Source organism: Kitasatospora arboriphila, assembly GCF_039528095.1.
In the GTDB taxonomy this organism is placed as follows: domain Bacteria; phylum Actinomycetota; class Actinomycetes; order Streptomycetales; family Streptomycetaceae; genus Kitasatospora; species Kitasatospora arboriphila.
The window spans coordinates 66,224-85,047 of record NZ_BAAALD010000003.1; the positions used below are offsets into that span (position 1 = coordinate 66,224).

Consider the following 18,824-nt stretch of genomic DNA (forward strand, 5'->3'; position numbering starts at 1 on the left):
CCACCACAGGGGCGCGTGGGGAGAAACCCCGTGCGCCCCTGTTCCGTCCTGCCCGTGCAGTTCAGCCGTCGAGCAGCGGGAACAGCCGGGCGACCACCGCGACCGGCCGCGCCGCCGCCGGCCGCCGGGCCGGCAGGTCCTCACGGTCGCCGTACCGGGCGAGCAACTGCCGCACCTCTTCGGCGACCTGTGACATCTCCTCCGGCGTCAGGTGGACGACGGCGCTGAACGCCTCGTCGTGCCGCCACTCCTGGGGCGCCCGCCCGCGATGGGCCAGCCACTGCCGGTAGCTCTCGTCCTCCAGGCCCCGCGCCAGCTCGCCGAACTCCTGGCTCCCGCCCGGCTCTTCCGCCGTGCCGCCCGCCTGCCGCAGGCGCCAGGGCCTGGCGCGTCCGCCGGTCTGCGGCACCTCCTCGATCCGGCCGTGCCGGGCCAGCTGCCTGAGGTGGAACGAGCACAACCCCGAGCTGTACCCGAGGCGACCCGCCGCACTGGTGGCCGTGACCGTGCCCTCCTCCGCCAGCAGGCGCAGCAGCGCCGTCCGCACCTCGTGGTCGGACAGTTCTCCGCCGGGCCGTGCCGCTCGCCGAATTGACGCTTCCTCAGTCACTTTGCAAAGTCTGCTACTTTGCAAAGCGCCCGGCAAGCGCCGGCAGGCAGCCGAGGGCCCGTGCAGCCGAGGGCCCGTGCCCGACATGCGAGGGGGAACACCGATGCCGGAGCAGCGCCACCATCGGGCCCGGGCGGCCGACGGGCCGCGGGTCCTGGTCCAGGGCGAACCGGTCGACCACTGCCCGGTGCCACCGCCGGAGGCGACCCGCGGCTCGGTGCTGCGGATCACGGAGGCGGGTGAGGAGGTCCTGCACCGGCCCTGCCGCCCGGCCGGCGCGGAGTTCGGCAGCCCGGAGCTCGCCCGGCTGATCGACGACATGTTCGCCACCATGTACACCGCCGAAGGCGCCGGCCTGGCGGCCAATCAGGTCGGTGTCGACCTGCAACTCTTCGTCTACGACTGCCTCGACGACGCCGGCGTCCGCCACGTCGGCCACGTCCTCAACCCCGTGCTCGACCCGGAGGACGTGCGCGGGCGCCGCCTCCTCGACGACGACGAGGGCTGCCTCTCCGTCCCCGGCGCGGCCATGGAGGTGCCGCGCTCCGCCCGCACCGTCGTCCGCGGACAGGACCGCGACGGCCGTCCGATCACGGTCGAGGGCACCGGCTACTTCGCCCGCTGCCTGCAGCACGAGACGGACCACCTGCACGGCCGCCTCTACCTCGACCGCCTCTCCGGGCGGGACCGCCGCGAGGCCCTGCGGCAGACGGCGGAGCGGCGTGAGCGCGTCCTCGCGCAGCGCGCGGCGAGGGCGGAGCGGCTGCGCGCCGAGCACCCCGTCGTGCCGTGAACGGGCCGGGCGCCGCGGGGGAGACCGCCGTCGTCTCCCTCCGCGGCGCGGGGGGCGGGGGGGGGGGGGCGCCCCCCCCCCCCCCCCCCCCCGCCCCCCCCCCGCCCCCGCCCGTCCGTCTCAGCCGGCGACCGGCGCCGGCAGGTCGACCAGGCGGGCCAGCGCGGCCCGGTGGGTGCCGGGGGTGCCGAGGGCGATCTGGTCGGCCTTGGCGCGCTTGAGGTAGAGGTGCGCCGGGTGTTCCCAGGTCATCCCGATGCCGCCGTGCAGCTGCACGCACTCCTCTGCCGCCCGCACGGCCACCGCCCCGCAGTGCGCCTGCGCCACCGCCACCGCGACCTCCGCGTCGGCGTCGCCCCGCGCCAGCACGTCCGCCGCGTACCGGGCAGCGGCCCGCGCCCCGACGATCTCCAGCCACAGGTCGGCCAGCCGGTGCTTGAGCGCCTGGAACGAGCCGACCGGCCGGGCGAACTGGGTGCGGTCCTTCAGGTACGCCACGGTCGTCGACAGGCACCACTCGGCGATGCCCAGTTGCTCGGAGGCGAGCAGTCCGGCGCCGGTGAGCAGCGCCTGCCGCACCGCCTCCTCCGCGTCCGCGCCGACCGCGACGGCCCGTGCCGGCACGCCGGTCAGTGCCAGGTCGGCCAGCGGGCGGGTGAGGTCGAGCGAGGTGCGCCGTGCCACGGCCAGTCCGGCCGCGGCGGCCTCGACCGCGTAGAGCGCGGCGCCGTCCGGCCCGGCCGCGGGCACCAGCAGCACATCCGCCACCAGCGCGTCCGCGACCGAGGTGATCCGCCCGTTCAGCGTGCCGGCCCCGTCGACCCGGACGGTCGCCGGGAACCCGGTGCCGGGCGCGGTGGACAGCGGTACGGCGAGCGCCGCCGTCCGCTCCCCGCCGGCCAGCGCGGAGAGCAGCTCCTCGGCGCCGCAGGCGAGCAGCGCGGTCGTCGCCAGCACCGCACTGCCGAGGAACGGCACGGGTGCCGCGCTGCGCCCCAACTCCTCCAGGACGACGGCGGTCTCGCGCAGCGAGGCACCGGCCCCGCCGAGCGCCTCCGGCACCTGGAGGCCGGCCGCGCCGAGGTCGGCGGCGAGCTTGCGCCAGAGCGCGGGGTCGTACGGCGCGGGGCCCTCGCAGCGCGCGAGGATCGCCTCGGGCGGGCAGTGGTCGGCGAGCAACGCCCGTACGCTGCTGCGCAGTTCCTCCTCGACCTCGGAGTACAGCAGGTCGGCCGGGCCGGTGGCGTCGGTCATCGCGGCAGCTCCTTCCAGGGCACGTTCTTGTCGGCGCGCGGCTCGCCGGGCAGGCCGAGGACGCGCTCGGCGACGATGTTGCGCAGGATCTCCGAGGTGCCGCCCTCGATGGAGTTGCCCTTGGCGCGGAGGTAGCGGTAGCCGGCCTCGCGGCCGGTGAAGTCGACGTGGTCGGGCCGGACCATCGTCCAGTCGTCGTAGGCGAGGCCGTCCTCGGCGAGGAGTTCGACCTCCAGCCCGCTCAACTCCTGGGCGAGCCGGGCGAAGGCGAGCTTCATGGCGGCGCCCTCGGGGCCGGGCTGGCCCAGCGCGAGCTGCTGGCGCAGCCGTTCGCCGGTGAGCCGGGCGACCTCGGCGTCCACCCAGCCCTTGAGGAGCCGCTGGTGGAGGTCGTGGGTGCGCAGTTCGGGCCGGGCGCGCCAGGTCTCGGCGACGACGCCGACCATGCCGGCCTCGCGCGGGGCGGCCTGCCCGCCGATGGCGACCCGCTCGTTGTTGAGGGTGGTCTGGGCGACCTGCCAGCCCTCGCCGACGGCGCCGAGCCGGTGCGCGTCGGGGATGCGGACACCGGTGAGGAAGACCTCGTTGAACTCGGCCTCGCCGGTGATCTGCCGCAGCGGGCGGACCTCGACACCGGGGTCGGTCATGTCGCAGACGAAGTAGGTGATGCCCCGGTGCTTGGGCACGTCCGGGTCGGTGCGGGCGATCAGGATGGCCCAGCGGGCGGTGTGCGCGCTGGACGTCCAGACCTTCTGGCCGTCGACCGTCCAGGTGCCGCCGTCGAGGACGGCCCGGGTGCCGAGCGCGGCGAGGTCGGAGCCCGCGCCGGGCTCGGAGAAGAGCTGGCACCAGACCTCCTCGCCCGTCCACAGCGGCCGCAGGAAGCGCCGCTTCTGCTCCTCGGTGCCGTACGCGAGGATGGTGGGGGCGGCCATGCCGAGGCCGATGCCGATCTTCCGCGGGTCGTTGCCGGGTGCTCCGGCGGCGGCCAACTCGGCGTCCACGACGGCCTGCAGGGGTCGCGGTGCGCCGAGGCCGCCGAGCCCCTCGGGGAAGTGCACCCAGGCGAGTCCGGCGTCGAACCGGGCCCGCAGGAAGTCGAGCCGGTCGGTGGTCGCCGGGTCGTGTGCGGCGAGCAGGTCCGCCACCCGCTGCCGGAGGTCCTCTTCACGGACGGCCATGTCAGCCCTCCTTCTTCTGGTAGCGGCCGAGTTCGCGGCGGGCGAGCGAGCGGCGGTGCACCTCGTCGGGGCCGTCGGCGAGCCGCAGGGTGCGGTTGCCGGCCCAGAGCTGGGCGAGCGGGGTGTCCTGGCTGACGCCGGCGGCGCCGTGGGTCTGCACGGCCTTGTCGAGGATCCACTCGACGGTCTGCGGGACGATGATCTTGATGGCCTGGATCTCGGTGTGGGCGCCGCGGTTGCCGACGGTGTCCATCAGCCAGGCGGTCTTCAGCACCAGCAGCCGGGCCTGTTCGATCCGCACCCGGGACTCGGCGATCCAGTCCTGCACCACGCCCTGGTCGGCCAGCGGCCGGCCGAAGGCGACCCGGTCGACGGCCCGGCGGCACATCAGCTCCAGCGCCCGCTCGGCGATGCCCAGGGCCCGCATGCAGTGGTGGATCCGGCCCGGTCCCAGCCGGGCCTGGGCGACGGCGAAGCCGGAGCCCTCCTCGCCGATGAGGTTGGCGGCCGGCACCCGGACGTCCTCGAAGAGCACCTCGGCGTGCCCGCCGTGGTCCTGGTCCTCGTAGCCGAAGACGGTCATGCCGCGCTTCACCGTGACGCCCGGGGTGTCGCGGGGCACCAGGATCATCGACTGCTGCCGGTGCTTGGCGGCGGTGGGGTCGGTCTTGCCCATGACGATGAAGATCCGGCAGTTGGGGTTCATCGCGCCGGTGATGTACCACTTGCGGCCGTTGACGACGTACTCGTCGCCGTCCCGCTCGATCCGGGTGGTGATGTTGGAGGCGTCCGAGGACGCGACGTCCGGCTCGGTCATCGCGAAGGCGGAGCGGATCTCGCCGGCGAGCAGCGGCTCCAGCCACTGCTTGCGCTGCTCCTCGCTGCCGAACTGGTCGAGCACCTCCATGTTGCCGGTGTCCGGGGCGGCGCAGTTGAGCGCGGCGGGCGCCAGCAGCACCGAGCGGCCGGTGATCTCGGCGAGCGGCGCGTACTGGAGGTTGGTGAGGCCGGCGCCGGCCTCCCCGGGGAGGAAGAGGTTCCACAGGCCGCGTTCCCGTGCGCCGGCCTGGAGTTCGGCGACGACGGGCGGGATCGTCCACGGCTCGCGGGCCGGGTCGGCGAGCTGTGCGGCGAGCACCGGCTCGGCCGGGTACACGTGCTCGTCCATGAAGTCGAGCAGCCGGGAACGTAGCTCCTCGGTGCGGGCGTCGAAGGAGAAGTCCACGGGTCAGCGCTCCTTGAGTGCGGTGAGGCCGAACTGCACGAACAGCGGGACGAGTTCGCCGACCCGGTCGAAGCCGGCGCCGACCGTTCCGCCCTGGGTGAAGCGGTAGTGGATGCCCTCCAGCACGACCGCGAGCTTGAACGAGGCGAAGCCGGTGTACCAGCCGAGCGCCGAGACGTCCCGGCCGGAGCCGTCGGCGTACCGGGCGACCAGTTCGGCGGTCTGCGGGAAGCCCTCGGCGAGGGCGGCGCCGGGCAGCACGCCGTTGAAGCGGCGGGCCAGCTCGGTGTACATCACCAGCAGGCCGAGGTCGGTGAGCGGGTCGCCGAGGGTGGACATCTCCCAGTCGAGGACGGCACGGATCCGGTCGTCCGGGCCGACCAGGACGTTGTCCAGCCGGTAGTCGCCGTGCACCAGCGCGGGCGCGGGGGAGGCCGGCAGGGTACGGGCGAGCTGCTCGTGCAGCTCGTCGATGCCGGCCACCTCGCGGCTGCGGGAGGCGTCCAGCTGCTTGCCCCAGCGGCGCAGCTGGCGCTCCAGGAAGCCCTCGGGCCGGCCGAAGGCGTCGAGGCCGACCGCCGCGGGCTCGACGGCGTGCAGGTCGACCAGGGTGTCGACCAGGTGCAGGCCGAGCGCGTGCACCCGCTCCGGGCCGAGCGCGCCGAGCGCCCCGGCGTCCCGGTGCGGGGTGCCCTCGACGTACTCCATGAGGTAGAAGGGCGCGCCGATCACCTCGGTGTCCTCGACCAGCAGCAGCGGGCGCGGCACCGGGACGCGGGTGGGGTGCAGCGCGGCCAGCACGGTGTGCTCGCGGGTCATGTCGTGCGCGGTGGCGAGGACGTGGCCGAGCGGCGGCCGGCGCAGCACCCACCGCCCGGTGCCGTCCTCCAGCAGGTAGGTCAGGTTGGACTTGCCGCCCTCGAACAGCTTCGCCCGCAGCGGGCCGGTGACGGTGCCCGGCAGCTCTGCGTCGAGCCGCTCGCGCAGCCGGTCCAGGTCGAGACCGGGTGGGGTCTCGGGGGTGTCGGTCATGGGCCCTCGCCTCGGGAAGGACTGATCGGATCAAACACTGACGGAAGCACTGACGGGAAGCACTGTCGGAGAGTGCTGACTAAGCGCTTGCTTAGCTTCGCCGCGACGCCCTCCCCTTGTCAACGGCCCGCGCGGCCCCGCGGGCGTGCCGCGACCGCGTTCCGGCTGCGCCCCGGGAACGCCGCGAGCCGTCCGCGGCAGCGCTGCCGGGACGGCTCGTGGGGAGGGCGGGGCCTCGCAGGGCGGACGGGCGGCCCGGAGACCGGCGGAGCCCGGCCGCTGTGGGGCGGCCGGGCTCCTCGGGTGGTGCGGGCAGCAGGTCCGTTCGGTGACCCGACCGGTGCTGCCCGGAGGGTTGGATCAGTGGCCGCCCTCGTCGACGACCTCGACGTCCTCGATGTTCTGGTCGATCGCGTCGGCGGGCAGCGCCACGCGGATCGCCCAGTGGTAGATGCCGAGCGAGAACGCCGCGACGAGCAGCATGTCCCACCACATCGGGATGGTGCCGGTGCCGTCGCCGAAGCCGCCCAGCCAGGAGATCAGGCCGAGGCCGAGCAGGTACGCCGGCAGCCACTGCGCCGGACGCCAGTCGAGGCGCGGCGCGTTCGGCAGGCCCTTGCGGACGGCGTACGCGGCGTAGCTGCCGAGCAGCACGTAGCCGATGACGATGGCGATGCCGAGGCGGGCCAGGGTGTGCCAGCCGGTCCAGTAGATGATCAGGCTCGCCACGATGAAGGACAGCGGGGCGATGACCTCGCCGAACGGCAGGCGGTAGGAGCGCTCGCGGTCCGGCAGGCGGCGGCGCAGGGCGCCGAAGGCGAGCGGGGCGCCGGCGTACATCAGCACCGAGGCGGAGGTGATGAAGCCGACCAGCTCCTGCCAGCTCGGGAAGGGCAGGAAGCAGATGACACCGGTGACGAAGGAGATGATCAGGCCGAACCACGGCACGCCGCGCTTGTCGACCCGCTCGAACAGCTGCGGGGCGTAGCCGTTCTTGCTGAGGCCGTAGGAGATGCGCGAGGTGGAGGTGGTGTAGATCAGGCCGGTGCCGCCGGGGGAGACGATGGCGTCGAAGTACAGCACCCAGGCCAGCCAGCCGAGGCCGACCAGCGTGGCGAGGCCGGCGAACGGGCCGGAGATGCCGGGGAAGTCCAGGTTCTCCCAGCCCTTGGCGAAGGCGGTGCCGGGCAGCGCGGCGATGAAGACGACCTGCAGCAGGACGTAGATCAGGGTGCCGATGGCGACCGAGCCGAGCACCGCGCGCGGGATGTCGCGCTTGGGGTTCTTGCTCTCGCCGGCCAACTGGATGGCCTGCTCGAAGCCGAGCAGCGCGAAGATGATGCCGCTGGTGCTGATCGCGGCGAGCACGCCCTTGATGCCGAACGGCGCGAAGCCGTGCGAGGTGAAGTTGCCGCCGTGGAAGTTGGTCACCGCGAGCACGAGGATGGTGGCCAGCGGGACGGCGATCTTCAGCCAGGTCGCCACCGAGTTGGTGTGCGCCAGCACGCGGACGCCGAGGAAGTTGACCGCGACGAAGACGCCCATGAGCAGGACGGCGACGACGAAGCCGCTCGGGGTCAGGGTGCCGTTGTCGTTCAGGAAGCCCTTGGCGAACTCCCAGTGACCGGCGTAGCCGATCATGGCTTCGACCTCGATGGGGGCGACCGTCGCCGCCTGCAGCCAGGAGAACCAGCCGAACGACATGCCGGCGAGTCCGCCGAAGGCGTAGTGCGGGTAGCGGGCGGTGCCGCCGGCGACCGGGAAGAGGCCGCCGAGCTCGGCGTGGACGAACGCGAGCAGGACGATCGCGACCGCGCCGATGCCCCAGGAGACGAGGGCCGCCGGGCCGGCGACCATGACGGCGTTCTTGGCGCCGTACAGCCAGCCGGAGCCGATGATCGAGCCGACGGAGGCCCAGAGGAGGCCGATCAGCCCGACCTCGCGCCGCAGTGATCGGCTGCCTGAGCCGGTCGGCGGGGCGGAGGACGGGGCGAGCTGGTCGACAGAAGCCATGGGTGGGATTGACCTCTCCATGAAATGGCAGGGGTTGAGAGTTGCCCAAGGCTAGGCGGAGTGATTTGTCGAACAGAACCCCATGATTCCGAATAGTTATCTGGCTCGAACGAGAATGATCATGAGTATTCGTCAAAACCCTTGGAGCTCCCGGGAGTTGGCGTATGTGCAGGTAGGGCAAAGGTTTGTAAATTTGAGCTTCTCTTGAGGAATTGCCCGGCGGGGTATCGCCACCCGCCGCAGTGCATAATGATGAGGCGGACCGGTGGAGATTCCTGGGGTCCGTTGTGCAAGACTATGCAGGCCTCGAAAATGGTGCAGACCACCATTCAGTGCCGTTCGGGCGCTGCCGATCCGGGCCCCGCGCAGGGTTCAGCCGGCCGTCACCCTGTCGCCGAGCGCGTCCACCACGTACCACTGGTCCAGCTGCTGGCCGCCCGCGTCGCCGGGCGCCGCGTCCTCCGCGAAGTAGTACAGCGGGTGCCCCTTGTAGAGGACCTGGCCGACCCCGTCGGTCCGCTTCCCGACCCCCAGCAGCCCGTCGTCCACGCCGGTGCCCGCGACCGGGAAGCCGGTGGTGGTCAGCGGCGGCCACTGCCTCGCGCACTCGCCGTAGCAGGTCGACTGCGTGGAGGTGTCGCCCGCGAACAGGTAGAGGGTGCGGCCATGGGCGTCCACCAGGATCGGCCCGAACCCCGCACCGTCGGCCAGCGACACCTGGGTGCCCGGGGCCGGGGTCGCGGACGGCTCGGGCTCGGCGCTCGGGGCGGGGGACTCCGTCGACGGCTCCTGCTGCGCCGGCCGGCCCGGCAGCGGCGCCGGGTTCGGGTCGCCCGGGGCGCAGCCGAGGCAGACGGCGGCCAGCAGGGCGGCAACGAGAACGGCAGCCGGACGGACCTTGGGCATCGCGGACTCCTTCACCCGACGTGAGCGGTCAGCTACCACTACCGCCCCGCGCCGCCCGCCCGGCCACTCCAGCGGCCCGCCCCTCGGCGGATGGAGTGGCCCGATTGCCCTGGATGGCCGCCTCCGCCCGGGTGGACACCCGCCCGCGGGCGGGCTGCCCGCCGCGCGCGGCCCGCGTCAGTCCGCCGTCCAGACGGTGCGGTCGCCGCCGCGCCAGCCCACCAGGTCCGGGTCGTCCAGGTCCGGCTCGGACACCCCCGCGTGGCGGATGAACTCCGCCACGTCCTCCTCGCCGTACGCCCGGCCCACCAGCCGGCCGTAGATCTCGACCCGGCGGTACGGGCGGACGCCCCGGGTGGGCGGGCGCACCACGACGGGCGGGGTGAAGATGTCCCCGCCGCTCTGCTCCGGTGACGCTGCCATACCCCCAGTGTCACCCGCCGCGCACCCGAGCGGCCCGGTCGCGCCCCGGGCCGGACCCCCGGTTGCTCCGACCGGCCCACAGCGCGGCCCGTCGACCGGCCCGGTCCCCGCCCGGACGACGTTCCTCGGGCCGGCCGCTGCCGCAACGGTGTCGTCAGGCCGGCCGCTGCCGCGGTCGCTCCGGTGTGCCCTCGCTGAGCAGCGGCGCCCGGTACAGCGGCGGCGGCTCACCGGGCAGGTCGGCGAGGTACCAGTAGTGCCGCAGCATGACCTGCAGGATCCTTCGCACCCGTAGCAGCAGCAGCGCCGCCAGCGGCAGCTCCACCAGCAGGGCCGCGCCGACGCTCGCCCAGACGTCGTCCGTCCCCCAGGAGAGCATCACGTCGAACCAGGCGTCGCAGATCAGCAGAACGGCCGCCGCCAGCGCCCACGGCACCAGCAGCCGGCGCCGCCGCCAGCCGAACCAGGCGGTCGCCGCCAGCGCCACCAGCAGCCCGAGGTCGAAGCCGACCCAGGCCAGCCGCCACTGCCGGGCCTCGAAGTGCACCGGCAGCGTCGCCGCCAGGAAGCCGATCCACGGCAGCAGCGCCGCACAGCACACCACCAGCACGCCAAGGCCCCGGCGCCGGCGCCGGTCGATGCCCCGCAGCTCCTCCTCGGTGAGCCCGGCCCGCCAGTCGGTGGGGTGCCCGCAGTGCGGGCAGCTCTCGTGGTGCTGCGCCATGGCGTACTCCCTGGCCGGGCGGCCCCCTCCCGGCATTCTCCCGCGGCCCCCGTGACGCCGCAGGGCCCGCCCGGGCGGCCTCCGGGCCGCCGCGGGGGCGGGACCGGGGCGCCCGTGCGGGCCCTGGCGGGGATGGGGCGGTGGGTCAGTGCTGCCAGACCTTGACGTAGTCCACCTGCATGTCGGTGTCGGCGGTCACGGTGTCGGTCGTGTAGACGCCGTTGTTGAGGATCAGGTAGTGCGGGCTGCTGGTGATGCCCGTGGTGATCTGACCGACCTTCTTGCCGTCGTAGTAGTAGGTCACCGAACCGGGCGCCCACTCGGCGCCGTAGGTGTGCCAGCCGGTGTAGTCGCCGGGTGCGCAGCTGCCGGGGCCGCCGGAGGGCGAGTGGTAGTGGTAGCAGGCCTGGCCGCCCAGGCCCTCCATCACGTCCATCTCACCGTCGGTCGGCCAGCTCTGGCCGTCCGTCCAGAAGGCCGGCCAGTTGGAGATCTTGCCGCCGCTGCCGGGCAGGTAGATCCGGGCCTCGAAGGCGCCGTAGGTGAACTGCGCCTTGCCGTTGCTCTGCACCATGCCCGAGGTGTACGGGAAGGACTTGCCGTTCGCCGTCGCGGCCTTCGCCGTGGCCGTCAGGTGCAGGTTGCCGCCACTGACGGTCGCCTGCGAGGGCGCGTATGCGGCCTTCTCGTAGGAGTTCACGGGCGGGGTGGTGCAGGTCGCGCAGCCGAGCCAGTTCGCCGTCCACTTGGCGGAGTCGACCGAGGTGCCGTTGAAGTCGTCGGCGAAGACCTGGCGCCAGCTGCCCGCGATGCCCAGCGGGCCGCCGGTGCTGGGCGCGGTGGTCGCGGACGCCGAGGCGGTCGGGGCGGCGGTGGCGCTCGCGGACGGCGTCTGCGTGGCGCTCGCGGAGGTGCTGGGCGCGGCGGGCGTGGTCGGCGCGGTGCTCGCCGGGGCGGAGCTGCTCGCGGCGGCCGTCGGGGTCGGCGAGGCCGAGGTGGCCGGAGCGGACGGCGTCGGGTTCGGGGTCGTCACCGTGCTGCCGTTGGAGGTGAACGCCTTCTTCGGCGCCAGGTTGTGCCAGACGTTGTTCGCCTTGTAGGCGACGAACACGGTGTAGGCGCCGGCCGGGAACGTCCGGCTCTTGGGTACGAAGGTCTGCTGCGCCGAGGTCAGTGTGGTCGGGATCGCGCCGGCGAAGTCGTAGTTGGCGCCGCTCGAGGAGCGGACCGCGACGGTCAGCGCCTGGACGGCGGTCTGCTGGGTGGCGTGCACCTTGGCGGTGGCCGTCACCGTGGCGCCGGCGGAGGGTGCAGCGGGGGTGAGCGTCAGCGAGTCGACGACGACGGGGTCGGACGAGCCGCCCGGGGCGGCCCAGGCTGCGGCGCCGGTTCCGACGGCGGCGACGGCGAGTCCGAGGGCGGCGGCCCGGCGGGCGGTGAGTCGCGTGGTGCGGCGGTGCTTCGAGTTTCTGGGCATGGGGTGGGGGAACCTTTCGTACCCCCCTGCGGATGTGGCCCGCCCTTCCGAGACCGGAGGCGGACCGCTCAGCGCCAGAGCCTGCGCGACGGCCCGTCGGCGGCGCAAGCCCGCTGCACCGGCCGTACGGCGTCCCGATCGCGTGTACACGCCCAAAATCCCAGGTGGGGCGGCATGGCCGGGTGGTTGCTGTGATCTCGGGCACAGGAGGTTTATGTCCGAATTGATGCGAGTTGCCAGGGAATTGGGTGGTATCGGAGGTGCCTGCGGAGCGTCCCTGATGGCGCCTCACCCGTGCCGCGCCCCCGCTGTGCCGGGCCCGCGCTCCCGTGCTCCGCCCCCTGCGCCTGGCCCGGGGGCCGCCGTATGCCGTCCCCTTGAGGGGCGCCCGGGGGCGGTGCGGACCACCCGCCTCCCGGGCGACCAGACACCGCCCCGGGCGGCGCGCCGGGCGCCGCACGGGACACCCGTCCTGGACGGGCTCACGCCAGCAGGTTCACCCCGGCCTCGAAGGCCCGCGGCAGTCGGGCCGCGAGCGGCACGATCCGCGGGGCCAGCACCGGCCGCTGCCGCGCCCACAGCAGCGCGCCGGTCAGCAGCCGGTAGCTGCGCGAGGCGCGCCGCCACGCCCGCTCGTACGCCTCCGGCCGGCCCGTCCGCACGCAACGCACCAGCTCGTCCGCGCAGGCCAGGGCCACCGACAGGCCCTCCCCGGTGAGCGCGTCCAGGTAGCCCGCCGCGTCGCCCACCAGCAGCGCCCGCCCGGCGACCCGCGCCCGGACCCGCTGGTGCAGCGGCCCCGCGCCGCGCACGGCCGTGCCCGCCCCGGCCGGCAGTCGCGCCGCCAGCAGCGGGAACCGTGCCAACTGCTCGTCGAACGGCGCCCGGTCGCAGGTCAGCAGCGCCACACCCACCAGCTCCGGGCCGAGCGGGGTGACGTACGCCTCCGCCCGCGCCGACCAGTGCACCTCCACCGACCCGGACCACGGCGCCACCGGGTAGTGCCGACGCAGCCCGTACCGGACGGCGCGGCCCGGCGGCGCCGGCCGGTGCAGGCCGAGGGCGCGCCGGACGGGGGAGTGCAGCCCGTCCACGGCGACCAGGTGTCGGGCCGTCAGTCCGGCCGCCCGCACCGCGTGCGGGCCGACGTCCACCGCGCCGACCCGCAGCGGCAGCACCCGCACGCCGAGCTCCGCGGCCCGCGTTGCCAGCGCCGCGTGCAGCACCGTGCGCCGCACCCCGAGACCGTGCCCCGCGCGGAACCGTGCCTCGGCGGCCCGCGTCCCGGTCGCCTCCAGGTAGCGGATGCCGTGGAAGGCGTGGCCCTCCGGCGCCACGCCGAGCCCCGCCAGCGCCCGGACGGCGGCCGGCATCAGACCCTCCCCACAGGCCTTGTCCACCGGCGTCGGACGCGGCTCGGCCACCACCACCTCCAGGCCCGCGAGCGCCCCGTGCACGGCGGTGGCCAGCCCGGCCGGGCCGCCGCCCACCACCAGCAGGTCGATCACCGGGCGACCGCCGGCACCACCCCGCCGAGCGCGGCCTCCTCGCAGCGGATGCGCACGCCGAGCAGCCACAGGTTCAGCACCGTGAAGGCGCCCGCCGTCAGCCACGCCGAGTGCACCAGCGGCAGCGCCGCCCCCTCCACCACCACCGCCAGGTAGTTCGGGTGCCGCAGCCACCGGTACGGGCCGCGGGTGACCAGCGGCAGGCCCGGTACCACGATCACCCGGGTGTTCCAGCGCGGCCCGAGCGAGGCGATGCACCACCAGCGCAGCCCCTGCGCGGCGAGCACCAGCAGCAGCATCGGCACACCCAGCGCGGGCACGAACGGCCGTGCCAGCAGCGCCGGTTCGAGCAGACAGCCGACCAACAGCGCCTTGTGCAGCAGCACCATCGGCGGGTAGTGGCCGCGGCCGTGCTCGGTGCCGCCGCGGGCGAGGCTCCAGGCGGCGTTGCGGCGGGCGACCACGAGTTCGACGAGCCGCTCGGCGGCGACCAGCAGGACGAGCAGGGAGTACCAGGACATCGGGCCTCGATCACCAGCGGAGCAGGACGAGTTCGGACGAGAAGCCGGGCCCCAGCGCGAGCACCAGGCCGGCGGAGCCGGGCGGCGGGGGGCCGTCCGCCTGGACGTCGCGCAGGATGTGCAGCACCGAGGCGGAGGACAGGTTGCCCACCCGGGCCAGCGAGCGGCGGCTCGGCGTGAGCGCGGACTCCGGCAGGCCCAGCGCCTCCCCGAGAGCGTCCAGCACCTTCGGCCCGCCCGGGTGGCAGATCCAGGCGGCCACCTCGTCCGGCTTCAGGTCGTGCTCGGCGAGGAACGCCTCGACCTCCTCGGCCACGTGCAGCCCGGCCAGCTCCGGCAGCGCTCCGCCGAGGACGATCCGGAACCCGCGGTCGCCGATGTCCCACCCCAGCAGGTGCCCGGTGCCGGGGTACAGGCGGCTGCGGGTCGCCACCACCCGCGGACCGGGGGAGTCGTGGAAGTGCGGATGCTCCGGGCCGACCGCCAGCAGCGCGCCCGCACCGTCCCCGAACAGCGCCGAGGCCACCAGGTTGGCGGTCGAGGCGTCCGAGCGCTGCAGGGTCAGCGAGCACAGCTCGGTGGAGAGCAGCAGCGCGGCATGGCCGGGCCGGCCCGCCAGGTAGTCGTGCAGCCGGGCCAGTCCGGCCGCGCCCGCCGCACAGCCCAGCCCGAAGACGGGGAGCCGGCGGACGTCCTGCCGCAGCCCGAGCGGGCCGGCCAGTCGGGCTTCCAGCGACGGTGCCGCGATCCCGGTGACCGAGGTCGACACCACCAGCTCGATCTCCTCGGCGGCCAGCCCGGACTCCGTCAGCACCGTTCGCGCGGCCCGCTCGCCGAGCTCCAGGGCGGCGGCGATGAACGCGTCGTTGGCCTGCCCGAAGCCGTCGATGCCCGCGTACCGCTCCAGCGGCAGCGCCAGATGACGGGTCGCCACCCCGGCCCCGGCGTGCAGCCGCTCCAGCACCGCCCGGTCCGCGTCCGGCGGCAGGCAGAGCGCCGCCAGCGCCTCGGTGATCTCCTCCTGCCGGTAGCGGTGGACCGGCAGCACCCCGCTCACCGCCACAATTCGGGTCATCGGCTCAGCATAGGGAGGATTCGGTCTAATGTGACGAAATGGGGACTCTTGGGCGCGCCCGATTCGCTGTTCGGGGGTCGTGTCGCGTAGGTGATGCCGTGTCACTGTCGGGAGAGGGTGTTGGGTGGTGCGTGTGCTATGCCTTGGCGTTGGGGAGTCGCCGTTGCGGGAGTGATGGGGTGTAACCGTTGCTCTTGTGATGGTGTGTAACTGGAGCGATGGGGTGCCTGCGGTGCGGTCCGCTGTCACACCGGGGCGGCCGGTTGCTCTTGTGATGGTGTGTAACCGAGCGGAGAGCCTCTCGACGCGGCGTGCCCCCCGGCACCCGTCCCCCACCCGTAGCCATCGTGATGGCGTGTAACCGGAGGGACGGCCTGTCCGCCCCGCGAGCCCGCCTTCCTCGGGCCGCGACCCCCCGCGGCGCGCCCGGCCCGGACCCACCCCGCTCCCGCGTGCCGTTGCGGGGCGAACCGTCGGCGAGGCCCTAACCTGACGGCATGTCCAGTGGGATGGACGCGGCGGCGGCCGGGCGGTGGATCCGCCGGCCGGCCCTGTTGCTGGCCGCGTGCCACCCGGCCGCGGCCGCCGCCGTCACCGCCTTCGCCGCGGGGCTCGCCGCCGCCGCGGGCCGCAGCAGGGGTGTCGTCCTGCTCACCGCAGCCGCCACGGCGGCCGGCCAGCTGTCCATCGGCTGGTCCAACGACTGCATCGACTCCGCCCGGGACACCGCCGCCGGACGCGCCGACAAGCCACTCGCCCGCGGGGCCCTCACCGCCGGTGCCCTCACCCCCAGGGCGGTCGGCACCGCCGCCGCCGCCGCCCTCGCCGCCGCCGTCCCGCTCTCGCTCGCCTGCGGCACCCGGGCCGGAGCCGCCCACCTCACCGGCGTTGCCGCCGGTTGGGCCTACAACCTCCGGCTGAAGCGGACCGCCGCCTCCTGGCTCCCGTACGCGGTGGCCTTCGGGGCGCTGCCGGCCTTCGCCACGGCAGACGTCCCGCCCTGGTGGGTGACGGGCGCGGCGGCGCTGCTCGGTTGCGGTGCGCACTTCGCCAACGTCCTCCCCGACATTCCGGCGGACCGCGCCGCCGGCGTCCTCGGACTGCCCCAGCGCCTGGGCCGCCGCCCGTCCGCCGCGGTCGCAGCCGCCGCGACCTCGGCCGCCACCGCCGTCCTCGTCCTCGGCCCGGGACGGCCCGTCCCACCGGCGGAGGGCGTCGCGCTGGCCGTCGCCGTCGCCACCGCCCTGCTGGCCCCGATCGCGCCCGGCCGGATCCCCTTCCTCGCCACCATCGCCGTCGCGGGCCTGGACGTCGCCCTCCTGCTCGCCCGCGGCCCGGCCGCCGGCTGACCGGCCGCCGATCCGCCTGCTGCCCTGCTGCGCTGCCCCGCACATCGCCCGCTGCCCCGCACATCACCCCGGGAACCGTCCGACCGCCCGGCCCGCCGTCCGACCGCCCGGCCGCTCGGTACGGTGGGCGGTGATCGTGCACCTCCTTCCCGCTGGTCATTGAGAGGCTCCCCATGGAAAAGCGTGTCCTCGGCCGGACCGGCCGTCCCGTCTCCGTCGTCGGCCTCGGTACCTGGCAGTTGGGTGCGGACTGGGGCGACGTCCGCGAGCAGGACGCCCTTGCCGTGCTGGACGCCGCGGTCGAGAGCGGTGTCACCCTGTTCGACACCGCCGACGTCTACGGCGACGGCCGGAGCGAGCAGCTGATCGGACGTCACCTGAAGGAGCGTCCGGACGCGGGGGTGTTCGTCGCCACCAAGTTCGGCCGCCGGGTCGAGCAGCGGCCGGAGCACTACAACCTCGCCAACTTCCGTGCCTGGGCGGACCGTTCCCGGACCAACCTGGGTGTGGACCGGCTCGACCTGGTGCAGCTGCACTGCCCGCCGACCCCGGTGTACTCCTCGGACGAGGTCTTCGACGCCCTGGACACGCTGGTGGCTGAGGAGCGGATCGCCGCGTACGGCGTCAGCGTGGAGACGTGTGCCGAGGCGCTGACGGCGATCGCCCGGCCGGGCGTGGCCAGCGTGCAGATCATCCTCAACGCGTTCCGGCTGAAGCCGCTGGAGCAGGTGCTGCCGGCCGCCGCCGAGGCGGGCGTCGGCATCCTCGCCCGGGTACCGCTCGCCTCCGGTCTGCTCTCCGGCCGCTACACCCGGGACACCGTTTTTCCGGCGGACGACCACCGCACCTACAACCGGCACGGCGAAGCCTTCGACCAGGGCGAGACCTTCTCCGGGGTGGACTTCGCGACGGGCGTCGAGGCGGCCGTCGAGTTCTCGGCGCTCGCCCCGGAGGGTGCCACCCCGGCCGGGACGGCACTGCGCTGGATCGTCCAGCAGCTGGGCGTGACCACGGTGATCCCGGGTGCCCGCAACCCGGGGCAGGCCCGCGCCAATGCGGCGGCCGCCGCGCTGCCGCCGCTCTCCGACGCCACCCTGACGGCCGTCCGCGACCTCTACGACCGCCGGATCCGCCCGCAGGTCCACGACCGCTGGTGAGCCACCGCCGCCGCCCGGTCGGCGCACCGGCGTGGGTCGACGCACCCGCGCGGGTCGGTGCACCCGCGCGGGTCGGCGCGCATCCGTGTCAGGCGGTGCGCGCCCGCGTCAGAGTGCCACCACCGGGCGGCCGAACAGGTCGTCGCACCAGCCGCCGTCGTCGAGCAGCTCCGCGAGTTCCGGGTCGCGGTACGCGGTCGCCAGTGGCAGCCAGGCCAGGAACGAGCCGTAGCCGCCGCAGGTCGCGGACCCGCCGTCCCCGCCGCACATCACGCCCGGATCCGCGGTGACCTCCGGCCGGTACGGGTCCCGGGCGATGTGCAGCCCGAAGGCGTTCGGCCGGTGCTGCGGGCCGTCCGGGGCGCTGAACGGGTCGTCGGTGTCCGGGTGGGTGGCGCCCCAGCGGAAGAGCGTCGGCGCACCCGCCCCGCAGGCGTACTCCCACTCGTCGGGGGTGGGCAGCCGCCAGCCGTGTTCCTCGAAGTCCACCTCCCCGGCGTCGACCGCCTCGACGCCCACCAGCAGCGCCGGCAGCCGCACCGTCCGGACGGGGCTCAGCACCGCGGCCAGGTGCGTGCGCAGGTCCGCCGGGAAGCCGAAGCCGCGGCAGCTCTCCGCGTACGAGGCGGCCTGCTCCGGCGTCGCCTCGAAGGCGGCGGCATCGAAGCCCAGCTGCGCCTCGCCGCCGGGCACCAGCGCGAATTCCCGCCCGTGCAGCACCACGGTCGCGGTCCCGTCCGGCGCCACCGCCCAGCCGTCCGCCGCCAGCCGTTCCGCGGCCGTCCGAAGCACCCGGCCCTGCCACTCGTCCGTGCCGCCCCGCCACGCCCGCAGGGTCAGCTCCCCGATCTCCGTGCTCTCCACCCCCGCCGTACCCGCCATGCCTGCCATGCCAGCCATGCCCGGGATCCTGCCATCCGCCCACGACACCGGGGTGCCCCCGGTACGACCGCTGTGCGCCCCGAGGACACCCCTAGGCTGGAGGAAGGACCCGCCACCGTCGGAGGGAGAGGCCGCCATGACCGAGCCGACCGCCGGGCGCCCGCACATGCCCGGGTACGGCATCCGGCCCGCGGACGAGGGCACCGGTCTGCTCAGCTGGGAGTGGGCCGAGAAGCGTCTGACCGGGTCGCACGACTACTGGGTGTGCTCGGTGCGCCCCGACGGCCGTCCGCACACCATGCCGGTCTGGGGCGTGTGGCTGGACGGCGCGTTCTGGTTCTCCAGCAGCGTCTCCTCCCGCAAGATGCGCAATCTCGCGGAGCGGCCGGACTGCGTGGTCACCACCGAGGACCCGCGGGACCCGGTGGTGCTGGAGGGCCGGGCCGAGCCGACCGCCGACCGGGCCGAGATCGCGGGCTTCCTGGCGGCACTGAACGCCAAGTACTCGGTGGCGTACGGCATCGGCTTCCTCGACCCGGCGGTCAACGCCACCGTGCGGGTTCGCCCGGCGCAGGCCATCGGCCTGCTGCACACCGACTTCCGCGGTTCGCCGACCCGCTGGCGCTTCACCGACGGCGAGGACTGACCACGACGAGCGCTGACGGCGACGAGCGCTGACGACGACGAGGAACGA

18 protein-coding genes are annotated in these 18,824 nt (G+C 74.5%); 4 read left to right on the top strand and 14 right to left on the bottom strand.

What is annotated here, in order from left to right:
- Positions 1-61: 61 nt before the first annotated feature.
- A complete protein-coding gene (locus ABD353_RS02590; RefSeq protein WP_344621775.1) occupies positions 62-610 on the bottom strand; it encodes a helix-turn-helix domain-containing protein in 549 nt (182 codons plus the stop codon).
- 103 nt (positions 611-713) lie between these two features.
- Between ABD353_RS02590 and def the strand changes: the two genes are divergently transcribed.
- Complete coding sequence (def, locus tag ABD353_RS02595) at positions 714-1,403, top strand: peptide deformylase (protein WP_344621776.1); 690 nt, start codon at positions 714-716, stop codon at positions 1,401-1,403.
- A gap of 120 nt (positions 1,404-1,523) precedes the next feature.
- Here def and ABD353_RS02600 read toward each other — a convergent pair whose 3' ends face one another.
- The 12 genes from ABD353_RS02600 to ABD353_RS02655 form a co-directional block, all read right to left on the bottom strand.
- Positions 1,524-2,657, bottom strand: a complete 1,134-nt coding sequence (locus tag ABD353_RS02600; protein ID WP_344621777.1) for an acyl-CoA dehydrogenase family protein — start codon at positions 2,655-2,657, stop codon at positions 1,524-1,526.
- On the bottom strand, positions 2,654-3,838 hold the full coding sequence (locus tag ABD353_RS02605) for an acyl-CoA dehydrogenase family protein (protein WP_344621778.1): 1,185 nt from the start codon (positions 3,836-3,838) through the stop codon (positions 2,654-2,656). The genes ABD353_RS02600 and ABD353_RS02605 overlap by 4 nt, the downstream gene beginning before the upstream one ends.
- Before the next feature lies 1 nt (position 3,839).
- On the bottom strand, positions 3,840-5,063 hold the full coding sequence (locus ABD353_RS02610; RefSeq protein ID WP_344621779.1) for an acyl-CoA dehydrogenase family protein: 1,224 nt from the start codon (positions 5,061-5,063) through the stop codon (positions 3,840-3,842).
- A 3-nt stretch (positions 5,064-5,066) separates the two neighbouring features.
- Positions 5,067-6,095 (bottom strand): phosphotransferase family protein, encoded by a 1,029-nt coding sequence (locus ABD353_RS02615; protein WP_344621780.1) that lies wholly within the window; start codon positions 6,093-6,095, stop codon positions 5,067-5,069.
- A 360-nt stretch (positions 6,096-6,455) separates the two neighbouring features.
- A complete protein-coding gene (locus ABD353_RS02620) occupies positions 6,456-8,108 on the bottom strand; it encodes an APC family permease (protein ID WP_344621781.1) in 1,653 nt (550 codons plus the stop codon).
- Between the two features lie 372 nt (positions 8,109-8,480).
- Entirely contained in the window at positions 8,481-9,014 is a 534-nt protein-coding gene (locus ABD353_RS02625; RefSeq protein WP_344621782.1) for a COG4315 family predicted lipoprotein, read from the bottom strand.
- A 177-nt stretch (positions 9,015-9,191) separates the two neighbouring features.
- Positions 9,192-9,437: a hypothetical protein gene (locus tag ABD353_RS02630; protein ID WP_344621783.1), complete on the bottom strand. Its 246-nt coding sequence runs from the start codon at positions 9,435-9,437 to the stop codon at positions 9,192-9,194.
- Between the two features lie 154 nt (positions 9,438-9,591).
- The gene (locus ABD353_RS02635) at positions 9,592-10,161 is read right to left on the bottom strand and encodes a hypothetical protein (protein ID WP_344621784.1); all 570 of its coding nucleotides are present in this window, start codon (positions 10,159-10,161) and stop codon (positions 9,592-9,594) included.
- Between the two features lie 145 nt (positions 10,162-10,306).
- Positions 10,307-11,638, bottom strand: a complete 1,332-nt coding sequence (locus ABD353_RS02640) for a glycoside hydrolase family 16 protein (RefSeq protein ID WP_344621785.1) — start codon at positions 11,636-11,638, stop codon at positions 10,307-10,309.
- A gap of 482 nt (positions 11,639-12,120) precedes the next feature.
- Positions 12,121-13,146, bottom strand: coding sequence for an NAD(P)/FAD-dependent oxidoreductase (locus ABD353_RS02645; RefSeq protein WP_344621786.1), 1,026 nt, complete (start codon positions 13,144-13,146; stop codon positions 12,121-12,123).
- Complete coding sequence (locus tag ABD353_RS02650) at positions 13,143-13,667, bottom strand: isoprenylcysteine carboxyl methyltransferase family protein (protein ID WP_344621787.1); 525 nt, start codon at positions 13,665-13,667, stop codon at positions 13,143-13,145. The genes ABD353_RS02645 and ABD353_RS02650 overlap by 4 nt, the downstream gene beginning before the upstream one ends.
- 10 nt (positions 13,668-13,677) lie before the next feature.
- Positions 13,678-14,742 (bottom strand): type III polyketide synthase, encoded by a 1,065-nt coding sequence (locus ABD353_RS02655; RefSeq protein WP_344621788.1) that lies wholly within the window; start codon positions 14,740-14,742, stop codon positions 13,678-13,680.
- 497 nt (positions 14,743-15,239) lie between these two features.
- Between ABD353_RS02655 and ABD353_RS02660 the strand changes: the two genes are divergently transcribed.
- Together ABD353_RS02660 and ABD353_RS02665 are read left to right on the top strand one after the other, a co-directional pair.
- Positions 15,240-16,091, top strand: coding sequence for a UbiA family prenyltransferase (locus tag ABD353_RS02660; RefSeq protein WP_344621789.1), 852 nt, complete (start codon positions 15,240-15,242; stop codon positions 16,089-16,091).
- A 173-nt stretch (positions 16,092-16,264) separates the two neighbouring features.
- Positions 16,265-17,248, top strand: a complete 984-nt coding sequence (locus ABD353_RS02665; RefSeq protein WP_344621790.1) for an aldo/keto reductase — start codon at positions 16,265-16,267, stop codon at positions 17,246-17,248.
- Positions 17,249-17,356: 108 nt separating this feature from the next.
- Here ABD353_RS02665 and ABD353_RS02670 read toward each other — a convergent pair whose 3' ends face one another.
- Positions 17,357-18,148: a hypothetical protein gene (locus ABD353_RS02670; RefSeq protein WP_344621791.1), complete on the bottom strand. Its 792-nt coding sequence runs from the start codon at positions 18,146-18,148 to the stop codon at positions 17,357-17,359.
- A gap of 118 nt (positions 18,149-18,266) precedes the next feature.
- Between ABD353_RS02670 and ABD353_RS02675 the strand changes: the two genes are divergently transcribed.
- Complete coding sequence (locus ABD353_RS02675) at positions 18,267-18,776, top strand: pyridoxamine 5'-phosphate oxidase family protein (RefSeq protein WP_344621792.1); 510 nt, start codon at positions 18,267-18,269, stop codon at positions 18,774-18,776.
- Positions 18,777-18,824 lie beyond the last annotated feature (48 nt).

Excerpts from the sequence above, each read along its gene's own strand:
- ABD353_RS02660 (WP_344621789.1), top strand. The coding sequence starts at position 15,240 with ATGTCCAGTGGGATGGACGCGGCGGCGGCCGGGCGGTGGATCCGCCGG.
- ABD353_RS02620 (WP_344621781.1), bottom strand. The coding sequence starts at position 8,108 with ATGGCTTCTGTCGACCAGCTCGCCCCGTCCTCCGCCCCGCCGACCGGC.
- ABD353_RS02625 (WP_344621782.1), bottom strand. The coding sequence starts at position 9,014 with ATGCCCAAGGTCCGTCCGGCTGCCGTTCTCGTTGCCGCCCTGCTGGCC.
- ABD353_RS02665 (WP_344621790.1), top strand. The coding sequence starts at position 16,265 with ATGGAAAAGCGTGTCCTCGGCCGGACCGGCCGTCCCGTCTCCGTCGTC.
- ABD353_RS02670 (WP_344621791.1), bottom strand. The coding sequence starts at position 18,148 with ATGGCTGGCATGGCAGGCATGGCGGGTACGGCGGGGGTGGAGAGCACG.
- ABD353_RS02675 (WP_344621792.1), top strand. The coding sequence starts at position 18,267 with ATGACCGAGCCGACCGCCGGGCGCCCGCACATGCCCGGGTACGGCATC.
- ABD353_RS02655 (WP_344621788.1), bottom strand. The coding sequence starts at position 14,742 with ATGACCCGAATTGTGGCGGTGAGCGGGGTGCTGCCGGTCCACCGCTAC.
- ABD353_RS02600 (WP_344621777.1), bottom strand. The coding sequence starts at position 2,657 with ATGACCGACGCCACCGGCCCGGCCGACCTGCTGTACTCCGAGGTCGAG.
- ABD353_RS02630 (WP_344621783.1), bottom strand. The coding sequence starts at position 9,437 with ATGGCAGCGTCACCGGAGCAGAGCGGCGGGGACATCTTCACCCCGCCC.
- ABD353_RS02640 (WP_344621785.1), bottom strand. The coding sequence starts at position 11,638 with ATGCCCAGAAACTCGAAGCACCGCCGCACCACGCGACTCACCGCCCGC.
- ABD353_RS02615 (WP_344621780.1), bottom strand. The coding sequence starts at position 6,095 with ATGACCGACACCCCCGAGACCCCACCCGGTCTCGACCTGGACCGGCTG.
- ABD353_RS02635 (WP_344621784.1), bottom strand. The coding sequence starts at position 10,161 with ATGGCGCAGCACCACGAGAGCTGCCCGCACTGCGGGCACCCCACCGAC.
- ABD353_RS02605 (WP_344621778.1), bottom strand. The coding sequence starts at position 3,838 with ATGGCCGTCCGTGAAGAGGACCTCCGGCAGCGGGTGGCGGACCTGCTC.
- ABD353_RS02650 (WP_344621787.1), bottom strand. The coding sequence starts at position 13,667 with ATGTCCTGGTACTCCCTGCTCGTCCTGCTGGTCGCCGCCGAGCGGCTC.
- def (WP_344621776.1), top strand. The coding sequence starts at position 714 with ATGCCGGAGCAGCGCCACCATCGGGCCCGGGCGGCCGACGGGCCGCGG.